The sequence below is a fragment of the Agrobacterium sp. 16-2014-1-2a genome (assembly GCF_053522705.1).
In genome coordinates this window covers 1,423,536-1,442,721 of sequence record NZ_JBNWBX010000001.1, presented here as the reverse complement: position 1 = coordinate 1,442,721, position 19,186 = coordinate 1,423,536, and the positions used below count along the sequence as shown (strand labels likewise).

Below are 19,186 nucleotides of genomic sequence, written 5' to 3'. Positions count from 1 at the left end.
CCCCGATGACGAATGATAGACGTCTAATCACTTGACGTCCATCGTATCGGCAAAGCCTATTTAACTCTAACGTAAACGTCAATATTCCTGCCGAACATCTCGCAACCTCGTGAATGGAAACCTATTTTCCCCGCCTTTTGACTTTAATCCTGATTTGAGCGATCAACATAATTCGTAAAGCAGGGCAGGATTGGAAATGGCAGGCAACGCAGCGCTTGAACTGAAATCGGTCGGAAAAAGATTCGGCGATACGGATGTATTGTCCGATATCGATCTGACCGTCGAACGCGGCGAAATCATTTGTCTGGTGGGACGTTCCGGCTGTGGAAAATCGACCCTGCTGCGCATTATAGCGGGTGTGGAAACGCCGGATCATGGCAGCGTTTGTGTGAATGGCGCAGTCGTTGCTGGTCCGGCTGGTTTCGTGGAACCGGAAAAGCGCAATATCGGTTTCGTCTTTCAGGATTATGCGCTCTTCCCGCATCTCACCGTCGAACAGAATGTGATGTTTGGTCTCAGGTCATTGCCAAAGGCCGAGGCCCGCCGCCGGGCTGCGGAGATGATCGAGCACGTTCATCTGCAGGAGTTGGCCAAGCGCTATCCGCACACGCTTTCGGGCGGTGAGCAGCAGCGCGTAGCCCTCGCCCGCGCCCTTGCCCCGCAACCCGGCCTGCTGTTGATGGATGAGCCCTTTTCCAATCTGGACCGGGGATTGCGCGACACTGTGCGCGAGGAAACGCTGGGCGTCCTGCGGCAACTGGGCACGACGGCGATCATGGTCACCCATGATCCGGAAGAAGCGCTTTCCGCCGGCGATCGTGTGGTGCTGATGCAGCGCGGTCGTATCGTCCAGAGCGGCACGGGCTACGAAATCCACGATCATCCCAAAAGCCGCTACGCCGCCGATTTTTTCTGCGCCTTCAACAAGATCGAGGGCAGAGTGAGGGAGGGGCGGGTGGAAACGCCGCTCGGGCCTCTGGGCGATGCGTCCGGTCTGGCGGAAGGTCTTGCCGCCACCGCCTATGTTCGCCCCAATGCGATTTCGATCATCGAGGACAGCGCTGCGAAAGACGGGATTGCCGGCGAAATATCAAGTCGTGTGTTCCTCGGCGAGATCGAACAGCTCGGCATAGCCGTTCCCGGCCTTCCAGCCGACCTGCGCGTCAGGACGATGCAGCGCACACCCGCCAAGACCAAGGCCGTGCGCTTCGGCATCGATCCGAAGGGTGTCCTGATATTTACCTGAAGTTGAATGAGCGGATTTGCATGTTTATTTTCGCTCCATTTTCAACTGTTGGTGATCGAAACCCGTCTGAAACCGGCCAAATAAAACTTGATTTGATACGTCATGTATGATGTTTGCTCCCCCTATATTGCGCCATCGAAGAGGGAGACACATCATGACGAAATTTGCCAAACTTGCCCTGCTTGCCAGCACGGTCACTTTTGCAGCGGGATCAGTCAGCGCTGCTGAACTGAATATCTACACCACGAGAGAGCCGGCCCTGATCCAGCCCCTGCTGGAATCCTTCACGGCCTCCAGCGGTGTCAAGGTCAACACCGTATTCCTCAAGGATGGCCTTGCAGAGCGCGTTCTGAGCGAGGGTGCAAGCTCACCTGCCGACGTGCTGATGACGGTGGATGCCGGCAATCTCGTCGATCTCGCGGAAAAGGGTGTTACCCAGCCGGTTGAATCCGAAACCCTGAACAAGGCTATTCCGGCGGAACTTCGCGACGCCAAGGGCCACTGGTTCGCACTTTCCATGCGTGCCCGCGTTCTCTATGCGGCGAAGGATCTCGACCTTGCCTCCTTCAACTATGAAGACCTGGCAGATGCGAAGTGGAAGGGCAAGATCTGCATTCGCGCCGGCCAGCATCCCTATAATACGGCTCTCTTTGCCGACTACATCGCTCACTATGGCGCAGCGGACACCGAAAAGTGGCTTGCCGGCGTCAAGGAAAACCTGGCCCGCAAGGCAGGCGGCGGCGACCGTGACGTTGCCAAGGATATCCTCGGTGGCATTTGCGATATCGGCATCGCCAACTCCTATTATGTCGGCCTGATGCGCTCGGGCAAGGGCGGCGAGGAGCAGGTGAAGTGGGGCGACGCGATCAAGGTCGTTCTGCCGACGTTCAAGAATGGTGGCACGCAGGTCAACATCAGCGGTGCGGCTGTTGCCAAGAACGCTCCGAACAAGGCCGAAGCCGTCAAGCTTCTGGAATACCTTGTTTCGGACGAAGCCCAGAAGATCTATGCCGAAGCCAACTTCGAATATCCGGTCAGGCAGGGCGCAGCACTCAACGACATCGTTGCCTCCTTCGGCACCCTGAAGGTTGACAACAAGTCGCTGACGGAGATCGTCTCTCATCGCAAACAGGCGAGCGAGCTGGTCGACAAGGTCGGTTTCGACCAGTAAAGGCCAATTGGCGACAACAAGTTGGAAGGCGTTCGCATCCGCGGGCGCCTTCCCTGTATTTTCAAGAAGCTCATGAATCCAGACGCCGTCCAGCCATTGATGCCCCGCGCAAGACCAAGGTTTTCATCCTCCTTCTGGTGGCTGAGCCTGTCTCTGGCAGCGGTCTGCGGCGCCATGCTGCCGGTTCTGGCACTCGTCTCGCAGGCGGTGCAGGGGTCTGATGGCCTGTGGTCCCATCTCGGTTCCAGCGTGATTTTGACGGCTTTGCCGGATACCGCAGTTCTGATGCTCGGCGTCGGGTTGCTGGCCGGTGTTATCGGCACATTTGCCGCCTGGCTGGTTACGGCCTATGATTTTCCCGGCCGCAAAATACTGGAATGGGCGCTGCTGCTGCCGCTCGCCATGCCCACCTATATCGTCGCTTACGCCTATCTCGATATCCTGCATCCGATCGGGCCGGTGCAGGGGGCGATCCGCTGGCTGCTGGGCTATTCCAGCCCGCGTGAATTCCGCCTGCCGGACATAAGGTCCATGACGGGCTGCATCATCCTGCTCGGTTTCGTGCTGTTTCCCTATGTCTATATTCCTGTGCGCGCCATGTTCCTCACGCAGGCGGGCAACCTGCTTGAAGCAGCACGCACGCTTGGCGTTTCCAGACGCGCGGCTTTCTTCAAGGTTGCGGTGCCTTTGGCACGCCCGGCCGTCGCGGTCGGCATCAGCCTTGCCCTGATGGAAGCGCTGAACGATATCGGCGCATCGGAATTCCTTGGTGTCCGAACACTCACCGTTTCGGTCTATACCACATGGGTCACGAAATCCGACCTGCCAGGTGCGGCGCAGATCGCGCTTTCCATGTTATTCATCGTGGTTGCCCTCGTGGCATTTGAACGATGGGCGCGGCGTAAGCAGCGTTATACCGTGTCGGCGCAGAAAAGCAGGGAACTGGAGCCTGTGCGTCTCACCGGTCTTAAAGCTTGCGGTGCCTTTGCGCTCGGCAGCCTGCCGGTTCTGATCGGCTTCGTGGCGCCGGCAAGCTATCTCGTCACCGAGGCATGGAAGCGTTTCCGGTTCAGCGGACTGTCGTCCCGTTTTGCCGATGAGGCTCTGAATACCATCCTCTTTGCCGGACTGGCGACGGCGATCACCCTCGTCCTCGGCCTTGCGGTCGCTTACGCGATGCGCCTTGCTCCGGGACGCTTCTCGCTCTGGTCCTACCGGCTTTCCACGGTAGGTTACGCGGCCCCCGGCACGGTCATCGCCATAGGTGTGCTGATTGCGCTTGGCGGCTTCGACCGGTTTGTCGACCAGACCATGCGCGACTGGTTCGGCATATCCACCGGCCTCATTTTCATCGGCAGCGGTGCGGCCCTGATTTACGCCTATTCGGCGCGGTTCCTCACCATTGCGGCTGGCGGCGTTGATGCCGGCCTGAGCCGTATCCCGCAATCCTTCGATCACGCCTCGCGAACACTGGGACGATCCGCAACACAGACATTCCGACAGATCCATCTGCCGCTTTCAAAGGCATCGCTGGCCGCCGCCGCCTTGCTGATCTTCGTCGATTGCGTCAAGGAACTTCCCGCCACCCTCCTGTTGCGGCCGCTGAATTTTGAGACTTTCGCAACCCATCTTTACGGTGAGGCAGCGCGTGGCACCTACGAGGAAGCGTCGATTGCGGCACTGGCGATCGTCGTCATCGGCATCCTGCCGGTCATGCAGCTTGCAAGGATCGGGCGGCGCAAGAGCTGACGCCTGCACCATAAATGACAGGCGCAAAACTGTGCGAGAAGCCAATAAGCTTCAAATCTGCCCAGAAAACGACAAGCATCCGGCCTTAATCCTGATGTAAATACTCAGCTTAATTGAGGTGCTGCGGCCTGCCGTATATAAACGTCGGCCGTGATCTGTTTCGGGGCATATCTTGAAAAATTTGCATGAGATGTTTTTGGGCCGCCTGGCTTTGGGAACGGCTGCCATTGTTTTGATGGCGCCATTGGTAGGTCACGCACAGCAGACGACCGTCCTGCGGGAGATCACCGTCGAGGGGCAGGGCGCGGAAAACGCCACTGGTCCGGTCCGGGGGTACGTTGCGAAGAAAAGCGCGACGGGTTCGAAAACTGAGACGGAAACGAAGGACATTCCTCAGTCCGTATCGGTCGTCGGCCGCAAGGAAATGGATGACCGCGGCGTCGTGACCAAGATCGACGAGGTGCTGCGTTACACGCCCGGCGTAACGGCGGAGCCTTTCGGCACCGATCCGGATACGGACTGGTTTTACATTCGCGGTTTCCAGGCAACCCAGACCGGCGTGTTTCTGGATGGGCTGAACCTGTTCAGCTACGGTTTCGGCGGTTTCCAGATGGATGCCTATGGTTTGGAGCGGGTGGAGGTGCTGAAGGGACCGGCTTCGGTGCTCTACGGCGGCGCCAATCCCGGCGGCATCGTGCAGATGGTTCGCAAGCGCCCGCAGGATGAGCCAGTCCGCGAAACGGAAATCGGCATCAACAATTTCGGCAATGCTTTCTTCGGTTTCGATCTCGGCGACAAGGTTGACGGTGAGGGCGTGTGGAAATACCGCGTCACCGGCAAGGTCTCGGGCGGCGATAATTACACCGACTACTCCGAGGATCTGCGCGGCTTCATCATGCCGCAGATCACCTTCGAGCCGGATGCTCAGACCAGTGCCACGCTCTACGGCTATTTCTCGGCGCTGGATCAGGTCCATGTCGGCAATGGCTTCCTGCCCTATGTAGGCACTGTGGTTGACGCACCTTTTGGCAAGCTGGACCGCAAGGCCTTTTATGGCGAGCCTGATATCGACAATGGTCGCGTCTACCAGTCCATGGTGGGTTACGAAGTCAGCCACGAATTCGACAATGGCTGGAAGATCAGCCAGAACGCACGCTACGGCCACCTCTACAAGCATGAAACCGGACCCTATGCGGGCGGCTGGGCCAATACTGACGCCAATGGCCAGCCAATCCTCGATGCCACCACCAATGACTATATGCTGACCCGCTTTGGTTATGACGGCCTGTCGAAGGTCGACAGTTTCGGCGTCGACAACCGCGTCGAAGGCCAGTTCGATACCGGTGCTGTCAGCCATTCGTTGCTCTTCGGTCTCGATTATAAATACTACAAGCTGGATCAGGTGCAGGCGTGCTGCGGATCGAATGCGATCGGTGCGCTCAACCCGGTCTATGGTTCGACGCAGGGAACGAATTTCGTCTACGCCAATAACGTCGTGACGCAGCAGCAGATCGGCATCTATGCACAGGATCAGTTGCGTTTCGGCGATGGCTGGCTGGTAACGCTGAACGGGCGCTACGATTACGTCGATACCGAACTGAACAACAGGCTGCCAGCGGGTGTGTCTCGCCGCTCAAATGACGATGCGCTGAGCGGTCGCGCCGGTCTTGCCTATGAATTCGACAATGGCCTGACGCCCTATGTCTCGGCGGCCACCTTCTTCAATCCGCTCATCGATACACTTGCGGATGGCAGCTCCGCCGTACCCGAGGAAGGACATCAGTTCGAGGCCGGTATCAAATACGAGCCGACCTTCTTCGATGGCAGCATCACCGCCTCTGTCTTCAAGCTTGTTAAGGACAACGCCATCGTTTCCTATACCGCCGGCGGCGTAACGACGAGCGGCCAGTTCGGACAGGTGGAGTCTACCGGCTTTGAGCTGGAGGCGAAGGCCAATCTCACTGACAACTGGAAAACCATTGCCTCCTATTCCTATACCGATCTCGATATCACCAAGGACGCCAATCCTAACCTGATCGGCAAATCTCCGTGGATTGTGCCTGCTCACACCGCGTCGCTTTGGGTGGATTACGCCTTCACCGATGATACGTTTGAAGGTCTCAGTATTGGCGGCGGCGTGCGTTATCAGGGCAAGTCCTGGGCAGATGCGGCAAACACGCTGCGTGTTCCGGATGCTGCGGTCTTCGATGCCGCGATCCGCTACGAGAAGAACGACTGGACGGCATCCGTCAACGTCGCGAATGTCTTCGACAAGGAATACGTCAAGAGTTGCGCCGGCGTCTCGGTTTGCGGCTGGGGTGACAGCCGCACCATCACCTTCAAGCTTTCCAAGAAGTGGTAACGGGTAGCTGGCAGTTGCGGGAAAAATAGTTTGCCCCTATAAACATGAATAATCTTATCATGTTTATAGGGGCGCCTTTGCGCCTTGCGGGATCGAGAGGCCATGGCTTTCCGCGTTCGGATGGAAAATGAGATCGAGGGCTTTGCCGTTATCGGCGGCCCACGCTCGCGGGTGTGGAACGGCATCGTCGCCGATCTGTGGGACGTGCGTTGCGCATCGAAGGCGGGTGGCCGCTATGTCGGCAAGGACCCGCGTTTCGTTTTCCTGCTTGATATGGATGGGACGGATGATGGGCGGTTCATGATGAACCGTAGCCGCCGCGACAATTACGCGTCATCCGAAGCGAACCGCATTTCCTTCGTACCGGCCGACCTGGACGTACATGCGGAACTCAGCAATGTTTCCTTCGTGCGCCATCTCGATCTGCACTTCGATGCGGGATTGCTGGGGGCGCGGCTGGTGCAGGGGTTCGATCCGCACGGATTGCTCGATCCGCACCTGATGTTCGAGGATGAGCGCCTGCTGGTGCTTGCGCGGCTGATCGCCGCCGAATGTGATAATCCAGACCCTTTGCACGATCTATACGGCGAAAGCCTCGTGCTGGCGCTATTGACGGATTTCCTCAAGGTGAAGCGGGAGCCGGTCAAAAAACGCAGCAAGCTGGCCTCCTGGCAGTTGAGGGCGGCGACCGATTACATTCGCGAACATTGCCTGCGGTCGATAAGGCTGGAGGAACTGGCAGAACTCACCAACCTGTCGCAATCCCATTTCAGCCACGCCTTCAAGGCGTCGACAGGCGTACCGCCGCATCAATGGCAGATGCAGGCGCGTATCGATCGGGTCAAGGACCTGATGATGCGAACCGACATGGCGCTGACCGACATCGCCATCGCAGCCGGGTTTTCGGATCAGGCGCATTTTTCCCGCGTCTTCCGTAAAATGGTCGGTGTTTCTCCTTCCGTCTGGCAAAAAATCCGCCAATAGGGCTTTTTCCGCGCCTCCTGATCCGCGTCTTCAGTCCGCAGCGCGCGAAAAGCTTCGGAACGAATTTCTGGTGGAGGGGTTTACCAGGCGTAATACTCACGAGGAAAAACCAAGGAGGAAAGACGTTATGTTGCATCAAGAACCCCGTGCCGGGCAGGACCCTTACGTCAAGGATACACCGAGCCTGATCGCCAGCGACAAGGTTGAAGGCACGCGCGTCTATGGCGCCGATGGTAAGCATATCGGCTCGATCCAGCGGATCATTCTGGAAAAACGCGGCGGCCGTGTCGCCTATGCGGTTTTGAGCTTTGGTGGCTTTTTCGGAATCGGCGACGACTATTATCCGCTGCCGTGGGAAAAGCTCCATTACGACGAAGAGCTTGATGGCTATCGCATCGATCTTACCAAAGAGCAGATCGAAAATGCGCCTCACTTCGCCAACCTGGACGATGATGACCTGCTGCATGCGCGAGACCGCAAGGTTTACGACTACTACGGCGTCGCACCTTACTGGATGTAGATCGAACGAAATATAGCAATCATGAAATTGGCCCCTTTCGAGGGGCCATTTGTCGTCTGAATATGGTCAGTGCGGATTTTTCTGCATCTCGGAAACCGCATCGGTAAAGCACTTTCGCGCTTCCTCCGGCGATTTGCGTCCATCAAGCGCAGCGCGGCAGGCGCTTCTGGCTCTCACGAAACTCAATCCGCGAATTTTCGGCCAGCCTTCCGTCAATAACATCAGTGCCTCGAACGGGCCGGCGATAACGCTTTTGCCCTTCGCCTCGAGATTGACCTCGACAGGCTCTGTCCATCTCTCGTTCTTCATCGTGCACCTCCCAGAGCAACGCGATCCCGAAATACACCCGACAGCAAAGCAACCCATGAACGCAGCCGTGTGTTACCGCTGATTAGAATAAGCGCAAGCGATCGAATTGACAACGGTGATCAACGAAAGCCGAAAAACGAAAGAATCGCCAGAACGATGACGACGAGGCCCACGATGTAGATGATCTGGTTCATGATTTTCTCCTTAGCTGGTGTCATCACCATAACGTGAGGGAGAAGATGAGGTTCCAGTCGGTATTACGAATTTAATCACGTACTAAAATATTGTGCGAATCTGATGGTTGTCCCATCATATGCCGCGCAAATCTCATTTGCGCAGGATCACCCAGATCGCGTGAATGATGCCGGGAATGTAACCGCAAAGCGTGAGCAGGATATTCAACCAGAAATGCAGGCCAAGTCCGACCTGGAGAAACACGCCAACCGGCGGAAGGATGATGGCGATGAGAATACGAAGGACATCCACGATGGCAGGCTTTCCATTTGATTGCGACTTGCTGCTCAACGTGCGGAGGCCTGTTTGGTTTCAAAGGTTTTATGATTGCAGCAGCAGCGCCAAATGACGATTTCCGCCAGTGGACAACGCCGCGCCAAAGGCAACTCAGTGTCAGAAATGAATTTTTTAGAAAGAAATGGTGCCGCTTACGTGACTCGAACACGTGACCCCGTCATTACGAATGACGTGCTCTACCAACTGAGCTAAAGCGGCCCGATTGTGACCCGTTTGTTACGGATCAGCTTCATGGCGGGCTGATACAGGCAATGCTGACGGATTTCAAGCCTTGAATGCGCGGGTTTCGAAAAATCCGAAAAAAAGCTTTGCCTGCCCGTTGTTTATAGGTGGCCTCAGCCTCTCGCGCAGATGCGCTGTCTGGCTGCCTCATACTCGCGTACCAGCCGATCGACAAGGTCAGCCACTGGCTCCACCACCTTGACCGCGCCGATGCCTTGTCCGGCGCCCCAGATATCCTTCCAGGCCTTTGCGCCGCCGGTGGCGGTTTCGAAGTCCATCTTGGAAGGGTCCGCTTCCGGCAGGTTGTCGGGGTCCATGCCTGAGGCGACGATCGAGCTTTTCAGGTAGTTGCCGTGTACGCCCGTGAAATAGTTCGAATAAACGATGTCCTTGGCCTGTGCCTCCACGATCGCCTGCTTGTAAGCGTCGGAGGCCCGGGCTTCCTGCGTCGCGATGAAGGGGGAGCCTATATAGGCCATATCCGCGCCCATGGCCTGCGCCGCAAGGATGGAGCCGCCATTGGCGATGGCGCCAGCCAGCAGCAGGGGACCATCGAACCATTCGCGGATTTCCTGAACCAGGGCGAAGGGTGAAAGCGTGCCCGCATGTCCGCCTGCACCCGTTGCCACCGCAATCAGCCCGTCCGCGCCCTTGCGGATGGCGGAGCGGGCGTGGCGATCGTTGATGACATCATGCAGCACGATACCGCCATAGGAATGCACGGCCGCATTGACTTCCGGTACTGCACCAAGCGAGGAAATCACGACCGGCACCTTGTATTTGACGCAGAGGCCGAGATCGTGTTCCAGCCGCCGGTTGGACATATGTACGATCTGGTTGACGGCGAAAGGAGCGGCCGGGCGCTCGGGGTTGGCCCTGTTGTGGGCGGCTAGATCCTCGGTGATCATTGCCAGCCATTCGTCCAGCTGGCTTTCGGGCCGCGCATTCAGCGCCGGGAAAGCGCCGATGACACCCGCCTTGCATTGCGCCAGCGTCAATTGCGGATGCGAAATAATGAATAGCGGTGACGCTATGACCGGAAGACGCAGATTGTCTTTCAGCACGGACGGCAGCATGTCTCCTCCCACGGATTACGTTTACGCGCACGTAAGTCAATATCGTGTTCGGCAGCGGATTGAAAGCGAAAACAGCGTCGTACTGGCCCGGCAGACCTGCGCTCGCAGCGCCACAATGGATCGATTTTCCCCAAGGCAATCCGGTCTTTATCGCAAACGATGCTTGCGGAGGCGCGGCATAGCCGTTACCGAATCGTAAACCAATGGCGCACTGCCACATATTTTTTGCGAAGAGCAGTAGAATAAGGATCGGTCGTGAGCGGACTGGAAACGGCAATCAGAAATGCTCTGGAAAAATCGGACAGATCGAACGCCGAAGTTCGTGCACGAATTTACCAATCGTCCCGTCAGGCACTGGAAGCGGGCCTGCGCAAGCAGGGCATAGACGACCCGCAGATTGTGGGCCAGCAGCGCCAGCGGCTCGAAAGCCTGATCCATGTTATAGAGAATGAAGAGCGGAACCGTCTTATGGACAGGGTGGAGCAGCAGTTGCGGCCGCCTGTGCCGGAAAGTGCGGCGCATGACGGCCCCTCGGTCGATCCCGTCTCACAATCGCAGCATCACGGCGATATGGCCGTCGAGCCGGAATTGCGTGGCGAAACGCGCGATGTGCGGCCGGGCGCCGCTGCTGCTCCGGAACCTCTGAGTGCTGGACATCGCAATGGAAAACCGCCAAGAAGAGGCTCCAGCGCAGGTGACGCCTCGCTCGCGTTTCGTCCGGAAGGTGCCGTTGGCCGCCGCAAGCGTCGCGGACTTTTCGCCCGGCTTTTCATGCTCGTATCGCTTCTGGCCTTTGTCGGTTTCGGCGCCTGGTGGGTCTATTCCTCAGGCCTGCTGCTCACGCCGGAGCAGCGCGATACCAGCGTGCCCAATCCGCCGGCACAAGTCCAGGCGGAGGACTTCAACGGTACTGAGCCCGCGCCGAGCCTTTCCGCCGGCCGCGGTTTTTCCGACGACTGGGTGGAAGTATTTAATGCGGAGCGCGGCAGTTCCGGAGTTTCGGCAGGCCCCCGCGCCAATGTCGAGAACATCGCCACACCCGCCGGCAAGGCGATACGGGTGACGTCGAGAAGCGTCTCTCAGGACGGCGCAATCAGCGTCGAGGTTCCGGTGGAAGTGATGCGCGACATGGCGGGTAAATCCTCGACCATCTCGATCACGCTGCAATCCTCCAGCGATCGGCAAACGCAGGTTTCCGTAGCATGCGATTTCGCCACGTTGGGCGATTGCTCCCGTCACCGTTTCACGGCCACGGCCGAGCGTGCGGATATGCTGCTGAACACGACGTTCGAGCGTTCGCTTGCCCCGAATGCGCCCGGCAAGATCTTCATCAACAGCGATATCGATGGCAATGCCCGCCCGGTGAACCTGTACTCCGTGCGCATTTTGCCGGGTCAGTAAGAATCCAGCAAGAAGAGGGAACAAGCGCCGCAGCCGGGGCGCTTGTTGACGTCTCCCAGTCTTATTTCAGAAAACCCGGTCCTGATCCAAGAATCTTGTCGTCGATTTCGCCAATCGCCTTTTTGTCCTTGCCGTCGTAATCAAGCGTAGTGAGGATGTGGCGAATGAGGTTCACCCTCGCACGGCGTTTGTCGTTGGCGCGCACCACCGTCCAAGGGGCGACATCGGTGTGGGTCTTTTCCAGCATCTCGTCGCGCTTTTGTGTGTAGTCGTCCCACTTCGTCAGCGCGGCGATATCCATGTCGGAAAGCTTCCAGCATTTTAGCGGGCTGTGGCGACGGTCATGGAAGCGCTCGATCTGCGTTTCACGGCCGATATCAAGCCAGAACTTGAAAAGATGAACACCCTCGTGGACCAGCATCTTTTCGAGGCGTGGTGTTTCCTTGAGAAAGCGCTTGTGCTCTTCCGGGGTGCAGAAGCCCATAACAGGCTCCACCCCGGCGCGGTTATACCAGGAACGGTCGAAGAGGACGAATTCTCCAGCCGTCGGGAAATGCGAGATATAGCGCTGGAAATACCATTGGCCACGCTCGGTCTCGGTTGGTTTGGTCAGCGCCACGACACGGGCATAGCGGGGGTTGAGGTAAGCGTGGGCCGCAAAGATCGCGCCGCCCTTTCCGGCGGCATCGCGTCCTTCGAAGACTGCCATCACCCGTTTGCCGGTGGCCTGCAGCCAGAACTGCACCTTGACCAGCTCAACCTGCAGCGCCTCGAGGGTGGCGTCGTATTCCTCCCGCTTCATCTTTTTGTCGTAAGGAAAATCTCCGGCGGAAAGCTTCTTCTCCTCCACCCAGTCGGGAAGAACCGGATCGTCGATGTCGAAGCTGCGCAGCTTGCCGCCAATGGTGATCTCCACCGATCGCTTCTTCGTTTCTTCGCCCATGCTTTCCTCCTGATGTTGTTGTGTAAAGGCAACTCGCTGCCAATGAGTTCATATCCACCCGCATAATTCAAGTGAAAGAGGATTGGTTAGCCGGAGTGCTACCGCAGTGACGATTGCGGCGCAGATTTTGCGCATATACGCTGTGGAAAATACGCGATGATGAATCTCTGTCATGAAGCTGGCCTATGAGACTCCGATGCGCTGTCAGGTGAAAGTGGAAAGTGTGCTGAAATGGCAGTCATGAAAGGCGAGAGTGGATTGAAGCTTTTTGCGAAAAAGCTTGGCCGAAACTGGTTGCCTGTTCTCGTCGTCAGCATGCTTGCCGTCGCTGCCGTTTCTGAGTTGCAAACGCCCTATATGCCAGCCGTCCTGTGGCTCTGTGCCGTCATCGCTATTTTGACCGCTCGGCAAAAGCCGGAGGAGCCGGCTAAGGATGAAACCGCAGCTGCTGAGGCGGAAGAACCTGATGTGCCCGGCGAAAACGTCATTTCCGGGGTGAGGGCGGGTCTGGCCGTTCTGGATACGCCGGTCTTCATCCTCGATAAAAACGCAGGCGTGCTTTATCAGAACGGCGCGGCGGAACGCGCCTTTGGCCAGCTTCCGGCCGGCGCACATATTTCCGCCCGGCTGCGTTCGCCGGGCTTGCTGGATGTCATTCGCGAAACCATCACCACCGGCCAGCCCAACCAGGTCGAGCATTCCGAGCGTTTTCCCTCAGAGCGGGTCTTCATCGTCCGCATTGCCCGGGCGGATGCGGGAGAGGCAGCGGGTCCACCGTTCTACATCCTGTCGTTCCGCGATGTTTCGGAGCTTCGCCGCATCGACCGCATGCGCAGCGACTTCGTCGCCAATGCAAGCCATGAATTGCGCACCCCGCTCGCCTCGCTGCGCGGTTTCATCGAAACCATGCAGGGGCCGGCCCGCAACGACCCCAAAGCGCAGGAACGTTTCCTCGCCATCATGCTCGATCAGGCCACACGCATGAGCAGGCTGGTGGATGACCTCATGTCGCTTTCAAGGCTGGAATTGCGGGCGAATATTGCGCCGGACCAGAAGGTCGATCTCGTCCCAGTCATCGGCCATGTCCGGGATGCGCTGCTGCCGCTCGCCAACGAGCTGGATGTGGTTATTACGCTGCATCTGCCCGACCGGCCGGCAGAAGTGCAGGGCGACCGCGACGAACTGGTGCAAGTGTTTCAGAACCTCGTTGAAAATGCTTGTAAATATGGCCAGGAAGGCAAGGTCGTGGATGTCTGGCTGCGTGCCGATCCCGGTAAGCCGGTGGAGGTGAGCGTCATTGACAAGGGGCCGGGCATTCCTGCCGAACATGTGCCGCGTCTGACGGAACGGTTTTACCGCGTCAGTGTCGCTGACAGTCGCTCCAAAAAAGGGACCGGCCTCGGGCTTGCCATCGTCAAGCACATCCTCACCCGCCACCGCGCCCGCCTCATCATTAAATCGGAACTGGGCAATGGCACGGACTTTACCGTCAGATTCTGACATAGAGTACGTTACAGTCTTCAGCTTCGAAAAATTTTATAAATAAAATCAATAATTTAGGCTGTCACAAATCTTTCACCGAAGTGACATAAAAGGAAGTGGTTACGGTGGTTAAGAAGAGACCGCCGAGCGCATGCTAAGAGCGTCTGCCGCTATCGGCTGCGTCCACAAACAAGCCCACGACGGGAGAGACAAATGAACTTCGTTAAATTTTCCGCAGCAGCTCTGGTGGCTTCTGTCGCCTTCGCTGGCGCCGCCGCTGCTCGCGACCAGATCCAGGTTGCTGGTTCCTCCACGGTTCTGCCCTATGCCAAGATCGTTGCCGAAACTTTTGCTGAGACTTTTCCGAACTTCAAGGCTCCGGTTGTTGAGTCTGGCGGCACGGGCGGCGGTCTGAAGGCGTTCTGCTCTGGCGTCGGCGAAGGCACCATCGACATTGCAAACGCTTCGCGCCCGATCAAGAGCGACGAACTTGCCGCTTGTAAGGCCGCTGGCGTTGCCGACGTTCAGGAAGTGAAGATCGGCTACGACGGCATCGTCTTCGCAATGGACTCTTCCAACAAGGACATCAAGCTCGAGCCGAAGGATCTGTACCTCGCGCTCGCCGCTGAAATCGTCAAGGACGGCAAGCTCGTTGCCAACCCTTACAAGAAGTGGTCGGAAATCAACAAGGAACTGCCTGATGTAGCGATCGCCGCTTACATTCCGGGTTCCAAGCACGGCACACGTGAAGTCTTCGAAGAGAAGATCATGGCTGACGGCTGCAAGGAAGCCAAGGCGACCGACGCCATCAAGGCGCTGATCACCGACGCCAAGCAGGCTGCTGCCAAGTGCGTTGCAGTTCGCAAGGACGGCGCTGCAGTCGACATCGACGGCGACTACACCGAGACGCTTGCCCGCATCGACGCCAACAAGACCGGCCTCGGCGTTTTCGGCCTGGCATTTTACGAGAACAACGCTGACCGCCTGAAGGTTGCGACCGTCAGCGGCGTTGTTCCGTCCACGGAAACCGTTGCCAGCGGCAAGTACCCGGTTTCGCGCCCGCTGTTCTTCTACGTGAAGAAGGCTCACTTGGGCGTTATCCCGGGCCTCAAGGAATATGTCGAGTTCTTCGTTTCTGACGAAATGATCGGCCCCGACTCCCCGCTCGCAAACTACGGCCTCGTTGCCGCTCCGGAAAAAGAACGCGAAGAAATTCGCTCCAAGTTCGCTGCCGGCGCTTCGATGTAATAAACAAGGAGGGGTGTGGCCTGCCGCACCCCTCTCTCCGCTCCGGTACCGTTGTGCTTAAGGCGGCTGTCTCCGGTTGACAGTTCCCATCCATCGCCGTCCACATAATTGTTGATGGATTACAGATGGATAGGATGTATCAACCTTGACGCTTGCCAGACTTTGTTACAGTCAGGCGGCAAGCATCTCTGGATGGTCCAGCGGTCTCGTTTTGATGACTTTTTGATTTGCCCGATATCGCACCGTGCTCTTGAGGCACGACGAGGGAACTCTAATGAACACATCGATCCTTTTGCTGATACTGGTGTTGATCGGCATCGGCAGTTATCTGCTCGGCAGCCGCCGCGCCGTTGCTTTGTCTGGTGGGCGTCCCTCCAGCATGCATTCCCGTGCCGGTTATCACGGTTCCTACGCTGTCGTCTGGGCGGTGCTGCCCGCAGCGCTCATTCTCTGTATCTGGCTTGTTATCAGCCCGCTGATCGTTACCTCTGCGGTGCGTGGCGAATTTCCCGAAGATGTGCGCTCCCAATCCGAAGCGCAGCAGAGCCTCACCTACGGCATGGTAACGTCCATCGCCCGCGGTCTTCAGCGTCTGACGCCGGAAGAAACCGCAAAGGTTGATGCGGATACGGCTGCGGTAAGATCGCTTCTTGCATCGAAGGGCGTGGCAATTGCCGGCGAACCCCAGCGTTTCATGGTCGATGCCGCCCAGACGCTGAATGCGATGACCTCCACCAGCCGCCTGGGCATGATCGCCACCGTGCTGCTGGCCGCATTCGCCGGTGCCGCTTATGCACTGCGTTCAATCGCGCCGCGTTTTCGGGCGCGCAACAGGGTGGAGCGGGTCATTCTCGCGGCTCTGGTCGTCGCGTCGTCCATCGCCATCCTGACGACCATCGGCATCGTCCTTTCGATGCTTTCGGAAGCAATCCAGTTCTTTACCATGGTTCCGGCGCACCAGTTCTTCTTCGGAACGGTATGGGATCCGCGTTTTGCCGCTGCCGGTGCGACCGACTCTTCCGGCCAGTTCGGCCTGATCCCGCTGCTCGCCGGCACGCTCTATATTGGTTTCGTCGCCATGCTGGTCGCCGTTCCGGTCGGGCTGTTTTCGGCGATCTATATGTCGGAATATGCGACGCCGCGCCTTCGCTCGATTGTAAAGCCGCTGCTCGAGGTGCTCGCGGGCATCCCGACAATCGTCTACGGCTTCTTCGCGCTGACGACCGTTGGTCCTTTCCTGCGAGACATTTCCACGCAGATCAGCGGTCTTGCGACAGGCAACTACGCCAACTTCATCCAGGCGCAGAGCGTCATCACCGCCGGCTTCGTCATGGGCATCATGCTGATCCCTTATGTTTCGTCGCTGTCTGACGACATCATCACCGCCGTGCCGCGTTCGCTGCGCGATGGCTCTCTCGGTCTCGGCGCCACGCGCTCTGAAACCATCAAGAAGGTCATCCTTCCCGCCGCTCTTCCCGGCATCGTCGGCGCCGTGCTGATGACGGCGTCGCGTGCGATCGGCGAGACCATGATCGTGGTTCTTGCGGCTGGTGTCGCTGCCCGCCTGCAGCTCAACCCCTTCGAACCCATGACAACAGTGACGGTCAAGATTGTCAGCCAGCTGACGGGTGACCTTGAGTTTACCTCGCCGCAAACGCTGGTGGCCTTCGCGCTGGGCATAACTCTTTTTGCAATCACGCTTTGCCTGAATATCTACGCGCTTTACATCGTGCGCAAATACCGGGAGCAATATGAATGACCGACATCGTTTCTCCGGCGGCCGGTGCTGCCGCCGTGAACAAGGCCACGCGCCGTGATATCGGCATCAAGCGTCGCTATGCAGCTGAACGCCGCTTCCGCGCCTATGGATTGGCAGCAATCTCGTTCGGCCTCATCTTCCTCTTTCTGCTGCTCTGGTCGGTCGTATCCAAGGGTCACACCGCCTTCCAGCAGACGATGATCACCGTTCCGGTCGAGTTTTCCGAACTGATCATCGATCCAAAGAACGAGCGCGCAACCAATCCGGCAAAGCTGATGACGGCCAACTATCCCGTCCTCGCCCGTGATGCGGTGGCAAAGGTTCTCGGCGTCGCGCCGACGGATAAGGCCGGTCTTCGCGCCGTCAACGTCATGATCTCCGACAGCGTACGCACCCAGCTGCGTGATATCGTCGTCGCCGATCCGTCCGTCATCGGCACCACGCGCAGCGTCACGCTTCTGGCGTCGGGTGATGTCGACAGCGCCTTCAAGGGCCAGGTCGACATGTCGGGGGATGAAGCAAACCGCCGTATCTCGAACCAGCAGCTCGGCTGGATGAACCAGCTCGTGGAAAGCGGACAGCTTGGCAAGCATTTCAATACCGGCATCTTCGTCAACGGCGCTTCGAGCCGTCCGGAAGCCGCGGGTGTTGGCGTTGCGCTGATCGGCTCGTTCTACATGATGCTGATCGTGCTGGTGCTGTCGCTGCCGATCGGTGTTGCGGCCTCCATCTATCTGGAGGAATTTGCCCCCAAGAACCGTTTGACGGACCTTATCGAGGTCAACATCAACAATCTGGCGGCTGTTCCCTCCATTGTTTACGGTCTGCTCGGTCTCTCCGTCTTCATCAACTTCATGGGCTTTCCACGCTCGGCCTCGCTGGTCGGCGGCCTCGTCCTGACGCTGATGACCCTGCCGACGATCATCATCGCCACCCGCGCTGCATTGAAGGCCGTGCCGCCGTCGATCCGCGCCGCCGCACTCGGTCTTGGCGCTTCCAAGATGCAGACGATTTTCCATCACGTCCTGCCGCTGGCAATGCCTGGCATTCTGACCGGCACCATCATCGGTCTCGCCCACGCACTGGGCGAAACGGCGCCGCTGCTTCTGATCGGCATGGTGGCATTCGTCGCGAACTATCCGACAACGCCTATGGATCCGTCCACGGCCCTGCCGGTGCAGATTTACATGTGGGCGAACGAAGCTGAGCGCGCCTTTGTCGAACGGACATCTGGCGCTATCATCATCCTGCTTCTGTTCCTCATTCTCATGAATGTTGGCGCAATCCTGTTGCGTCGCCGCTTTGAGCGGCGCTGGTAGAGGGAGCTAGAGCAATGAACATGTTGTCGGAAGCAGCAGTTGAAAAGGCGCTGGACAAGAAAATGAATGAAGTCTCATACAAGATGATCGGCAAGGATGTTTCGGTTTATTACGGCGAAAAGCGCGCGCTTTACGACGTGAACCTCAATGTCCGCGAAAACACGGTGACTGCACTTATCGGCCCGTCCGGTTGCGGTAAATCCACTTTCCTGCGCACCTTGAACCGCATGAACGACACGATCGACGGTTGCCGGGTCACCGGCAAGATCACGCTCGATACCGACGATATCTACGATCAGCAGATCGACGTCGTGGAACTGCGTGCCCGCGTCGGCATGGTGTTCCAGAAGCCGAACCCGTTTCCGAAGACGATTTATGAGAACATCGCCTACGGCCCGCGTATCCATGGTCTCGCCCGCAACAAGGCGGATATGGACCAGATCGTCGAGCATAGCTTGCAGAAAGCGGGTCTCTGGAACGAGGTGAAGGATCGTTTGCTGGAATCCGGCACGGGCCTCTCCGGTGGCCAGCAGCAGCGTCTGTGCATCGCACGCGCGGTTGCCGTCAGCCCGGAAGTGATCCTGATGGACGAGCCGTGCTCGGCGCTGGATCCGATCGCGACTGCGAAGGTCGAGGAACTGATCCACGAACTGCGCACCAACTACACCATCGTCATCGTCACGCACTCCATGCAGCAGGCGGCGCGCGTTTCCCAGCGTACGGCCATGTTCCATCTTGGTCATCTTGTCGAAGAAAACGAAACCGACAAGATGTTCACCAATCCGGACGACCAGCGCACGCAGGACTACATCATGGGCCGCTTCGGCTGATCCCCGGCCGGTGCTTTATCGTAACCGTACAAGA

16 protein-coding genes and 1 tRNA gene are annotated in these 19,186 nt (G+C 58.0%); 12 read left to right on the top strand and 5 right to left on the bottom strand.

Annotated features, from left to right (window positions below; all coding sequences use genetic code 11):
- The first annotated feature begins 196 nt into the window (after positions 1 to 196).
- The 6 genes from ACQZ45_RS07205 to ACQZ45_RS07180 all read left to right on the top strand — a co-directional run bounded on the left by ACQZ45_RS07205 (position 197) and on the right by ACQZ45_RS07180 (position 8,032).
- Positions 197 to 1,246 carry an ABC transporter ATP-binding protein gene (locus ACQZ45_RS07205; RefSeq protein WP_013635410.1) on the top strand — a complete coding sequence of 350 codons (1,050 nt, stop codon included), beginning with the start codon at positions 197 to 199 and terminating at the stop codon, positions 1,244 to 1,246.
- A gap of 154 nt (positions 1,247 to 1,400) precedes the next feature.
- Positions 1,401 to 2,417: a Fe(3+) ABC transporter substrate-binding protein gene (locus ACQZ45_RS07200; protein WP_025592309.1), complete on the top strand. Its 1,017-nt coding sequence runs from the start codon at positions 1,401 to 1,403 to the stop codon at positions 2,415 to 2,417.
- A gap of 72 nt (positions 2,418 to 2,489) precedes the next feature.
- Positions 2,490 to 4,166 carry an ABC transporter permease gene (locus tag ACQZ45_RS07195; protein ID WP_013635412.1) on the top strand — a complete coding sequence of 559 codons (1,677 nt, stop codon included), beginning with the start codon at positions 2,490 to 2,492 and terminating at the stop codon, positions 4,164 to 4,166.
- 172 nt (positions 4,167 to 4,338) lie between these two features.
- Positions 4,339 to 6,528: a TonB-dependent siderophore receptor gene (locus ACQZ45_RS07190; protein WP_081308906.1), complete on the top strand. Its 2,190-nt coding sequence runs from the start codon at positions 4,339 to 4,341 to the stop codon at positions 6,526 to 6,528.
- A gap of 102 nt (positions 6,529 to 6,630) precedes the next feature.
- Positions 6,631 to 7,512 carry a helix-turn-helix transcriptional regulator gene (locus ACQZ45_RS07185; protein WP_003514892.1) on the top strand — a complete coding sequence of 294 codons (882 nt, stop codon included), beginning with the start codon at positions 6,631 to 6,633 and terminating at the stop codon, positions 7,510 to 7,512.
- 127 nt (positions 7,513 to 7,639) lie between these two features.
- A complete protein-coding gene (locus ACQZ45_RS07180) occupies positions 7,640 to 8,032 on the top strand; it encodes a PRC-barrel domain-containing protein (protein WP_003514894.1) in 393 nt (130 codons plus the stop codon).
- A gap of 66 nt (positions 8,033 to 8,098) precedes the next feature.
- Here the strand turns inward: ACQZ45_RS07180 and ACQZ45_RS07175 are convergent, their stop codons facing one another.
- From ACQZ45_RS07175 to ACQZ45_RS07160, 4 genes are all read right to left on the bottom strand, one after another.
- Complete coding sequence (locus ACQZ45_RS07175) at positions 8,099 to 8,341, bottom strand: DUF982 domain-containing protein (RefSeq protein WP_003514896.1); 243 nt, start codon at positions 8,339 to 8,341, stop codon at positions 8,099 to 8,101.
- Between the two features lie 327 nt (positions 8,342 to 8,668).
- Positions 8,669 to 8,827 (bottom strand): YqaE/Pmp3 family membrane protein, encoded by a 159-nt coding sequence (locus tag ACQZ45_RS07170; RefSeq protein ID WP_003514897.1) that lies wholly within the window; start codon positions 8,825 to 8,827, stop codon positions 8,669 to 8,671.
- 167 nt (positions 8,828 to 8,994) lie between these two features.
- Positions 8,995 to 9,070 (bottom strand) — tRNA-Thr (locus ACQZ45_RS07165).
- A 137-nt stretch (positions 9,071 to 9,207) separates the two neighbouring features.
- Complete coding sequence (locus tag ACQZ45_RS07160; protein ID WP_025592384.1) at positions 9,208 to 10,170, bottom strand: NAD(P)H-dependent flavin oxidoreductase; 963 nt, start codon at positions 10,168 to 10,170, stop codon at positions 9,208 to 9,210.
- Positions 10,171 to 10,425: 255 nt separating this feature from the next.
- Here ACQZ45_RS07160 and ACQZ45_RS07155 point away from each other — a divergent pair, with 255 nt between their 5' ends.
- The gene (locus tag ACQZ45_RS07155) at positions 10,426 to 11,571 is read left to right on the top strand and encodes a hypothetical protein (RefSeq protein ID WP_025592386.1); all 1,146 of its coding nucleotides are present in this window, start codon (positions 10,426 to 10,428) and stop codon (positions 11,569 to 11,571) included.
- Between the two features lie 61 nt (positions 11,572 to 11,632).
- Here the strand turns inward: ACQZ45_RS07155 and ppk2 are convergent, their stop codons facing one another.
- The gene (gene ppk2, locus ACQZ45_RS07150) at positions 11,633 to 12,514 is read right to left on the bottom strand and encodes a polyphosphate kinase 2 (protein WP_025592388.1); all 882 of its coding nucleotides are present in this window, start codon (positions 12,512 to 12,514) and stop codon (positions 11,633 to 11,635) included.
- 240 nt (positions 12,515 to 12,754) lie between these two features.
- Here ppk2 and phoR point away from each other — a divergent pair, with 240 nt between their 5' ends.
- The 5 genes from phoR (at position 12,755) to pstB (ending at position 19,152) form a co-directional block, all read left to right on the top strand.
- On the top strand, positions 12,755 to 14,014 hold the full coding sequence (gene phoR, locus ACQZ45_RS07145; RefSeq protein ID WP_051365513.1) for a phosphate regulon sensor histidine kinase PhoR: 1,260 nt from the start codon (positions 12,755 to 12,757) through the stop codon (positions 14,012 to 14,014).
- Between the two features lie 195 nt (positions 14,015 to 14,209).
- Positions 14,210 to 15,244: a substrate-binding domain-containing protein gene (locus ACQZ45_RS07140; RefSeq protein ID WP_003514907.1), complete on the top strand. Its 1,035-nt coding sequence runs from the start codon at positions 14,210 to 14,212 to the stop codon at positions 15,242 to 15,244.
- Positions 15,245 to 15,518: 274 nt separating this feature from the next.
- Entirely contained in the window at positions 15,519 to 17,003 is a 1,485-nt protein-coding gene (gene pstC / locus ACQZ45_RS07135) for a phosphate ABC transporter permease subunit PstC (RefSeq protein ID WP_003514909.1), read from the top strand.
- Positions 17,000 to 18,322, top strand: coding sequence for a phosphate ABC transporter permease PstA (pstA, locus tag ACQZ45_RS07130; protein WP_003514911.1), 1,323 nt, complete (start codon positions 17,000 to 17,002; stop codon positions 18,320 to 18,322). Before pstC ends, pstA begins: the two co-directional genes overlap by 4 nt.
- Before the next feature lie 14 nt (positions 18,323 to 18,336).
- The gene (gene pstB, locus ACQZ45_RS07125) at positions 18,337 to 19,152 is read left to right on the top strand and encodes a phosphate ABC transporter ATP-binding protein PstB (RefSeq protein ID WP_003514913.1); all 816 of its coding nucleotides are present in this window, start codon (positions 18,337 to 18,339) and stop codon (positions 19,150 to 19,152) included.
- Positions 19,153 to 19,186: the final 34 nt, after the last annotated feature.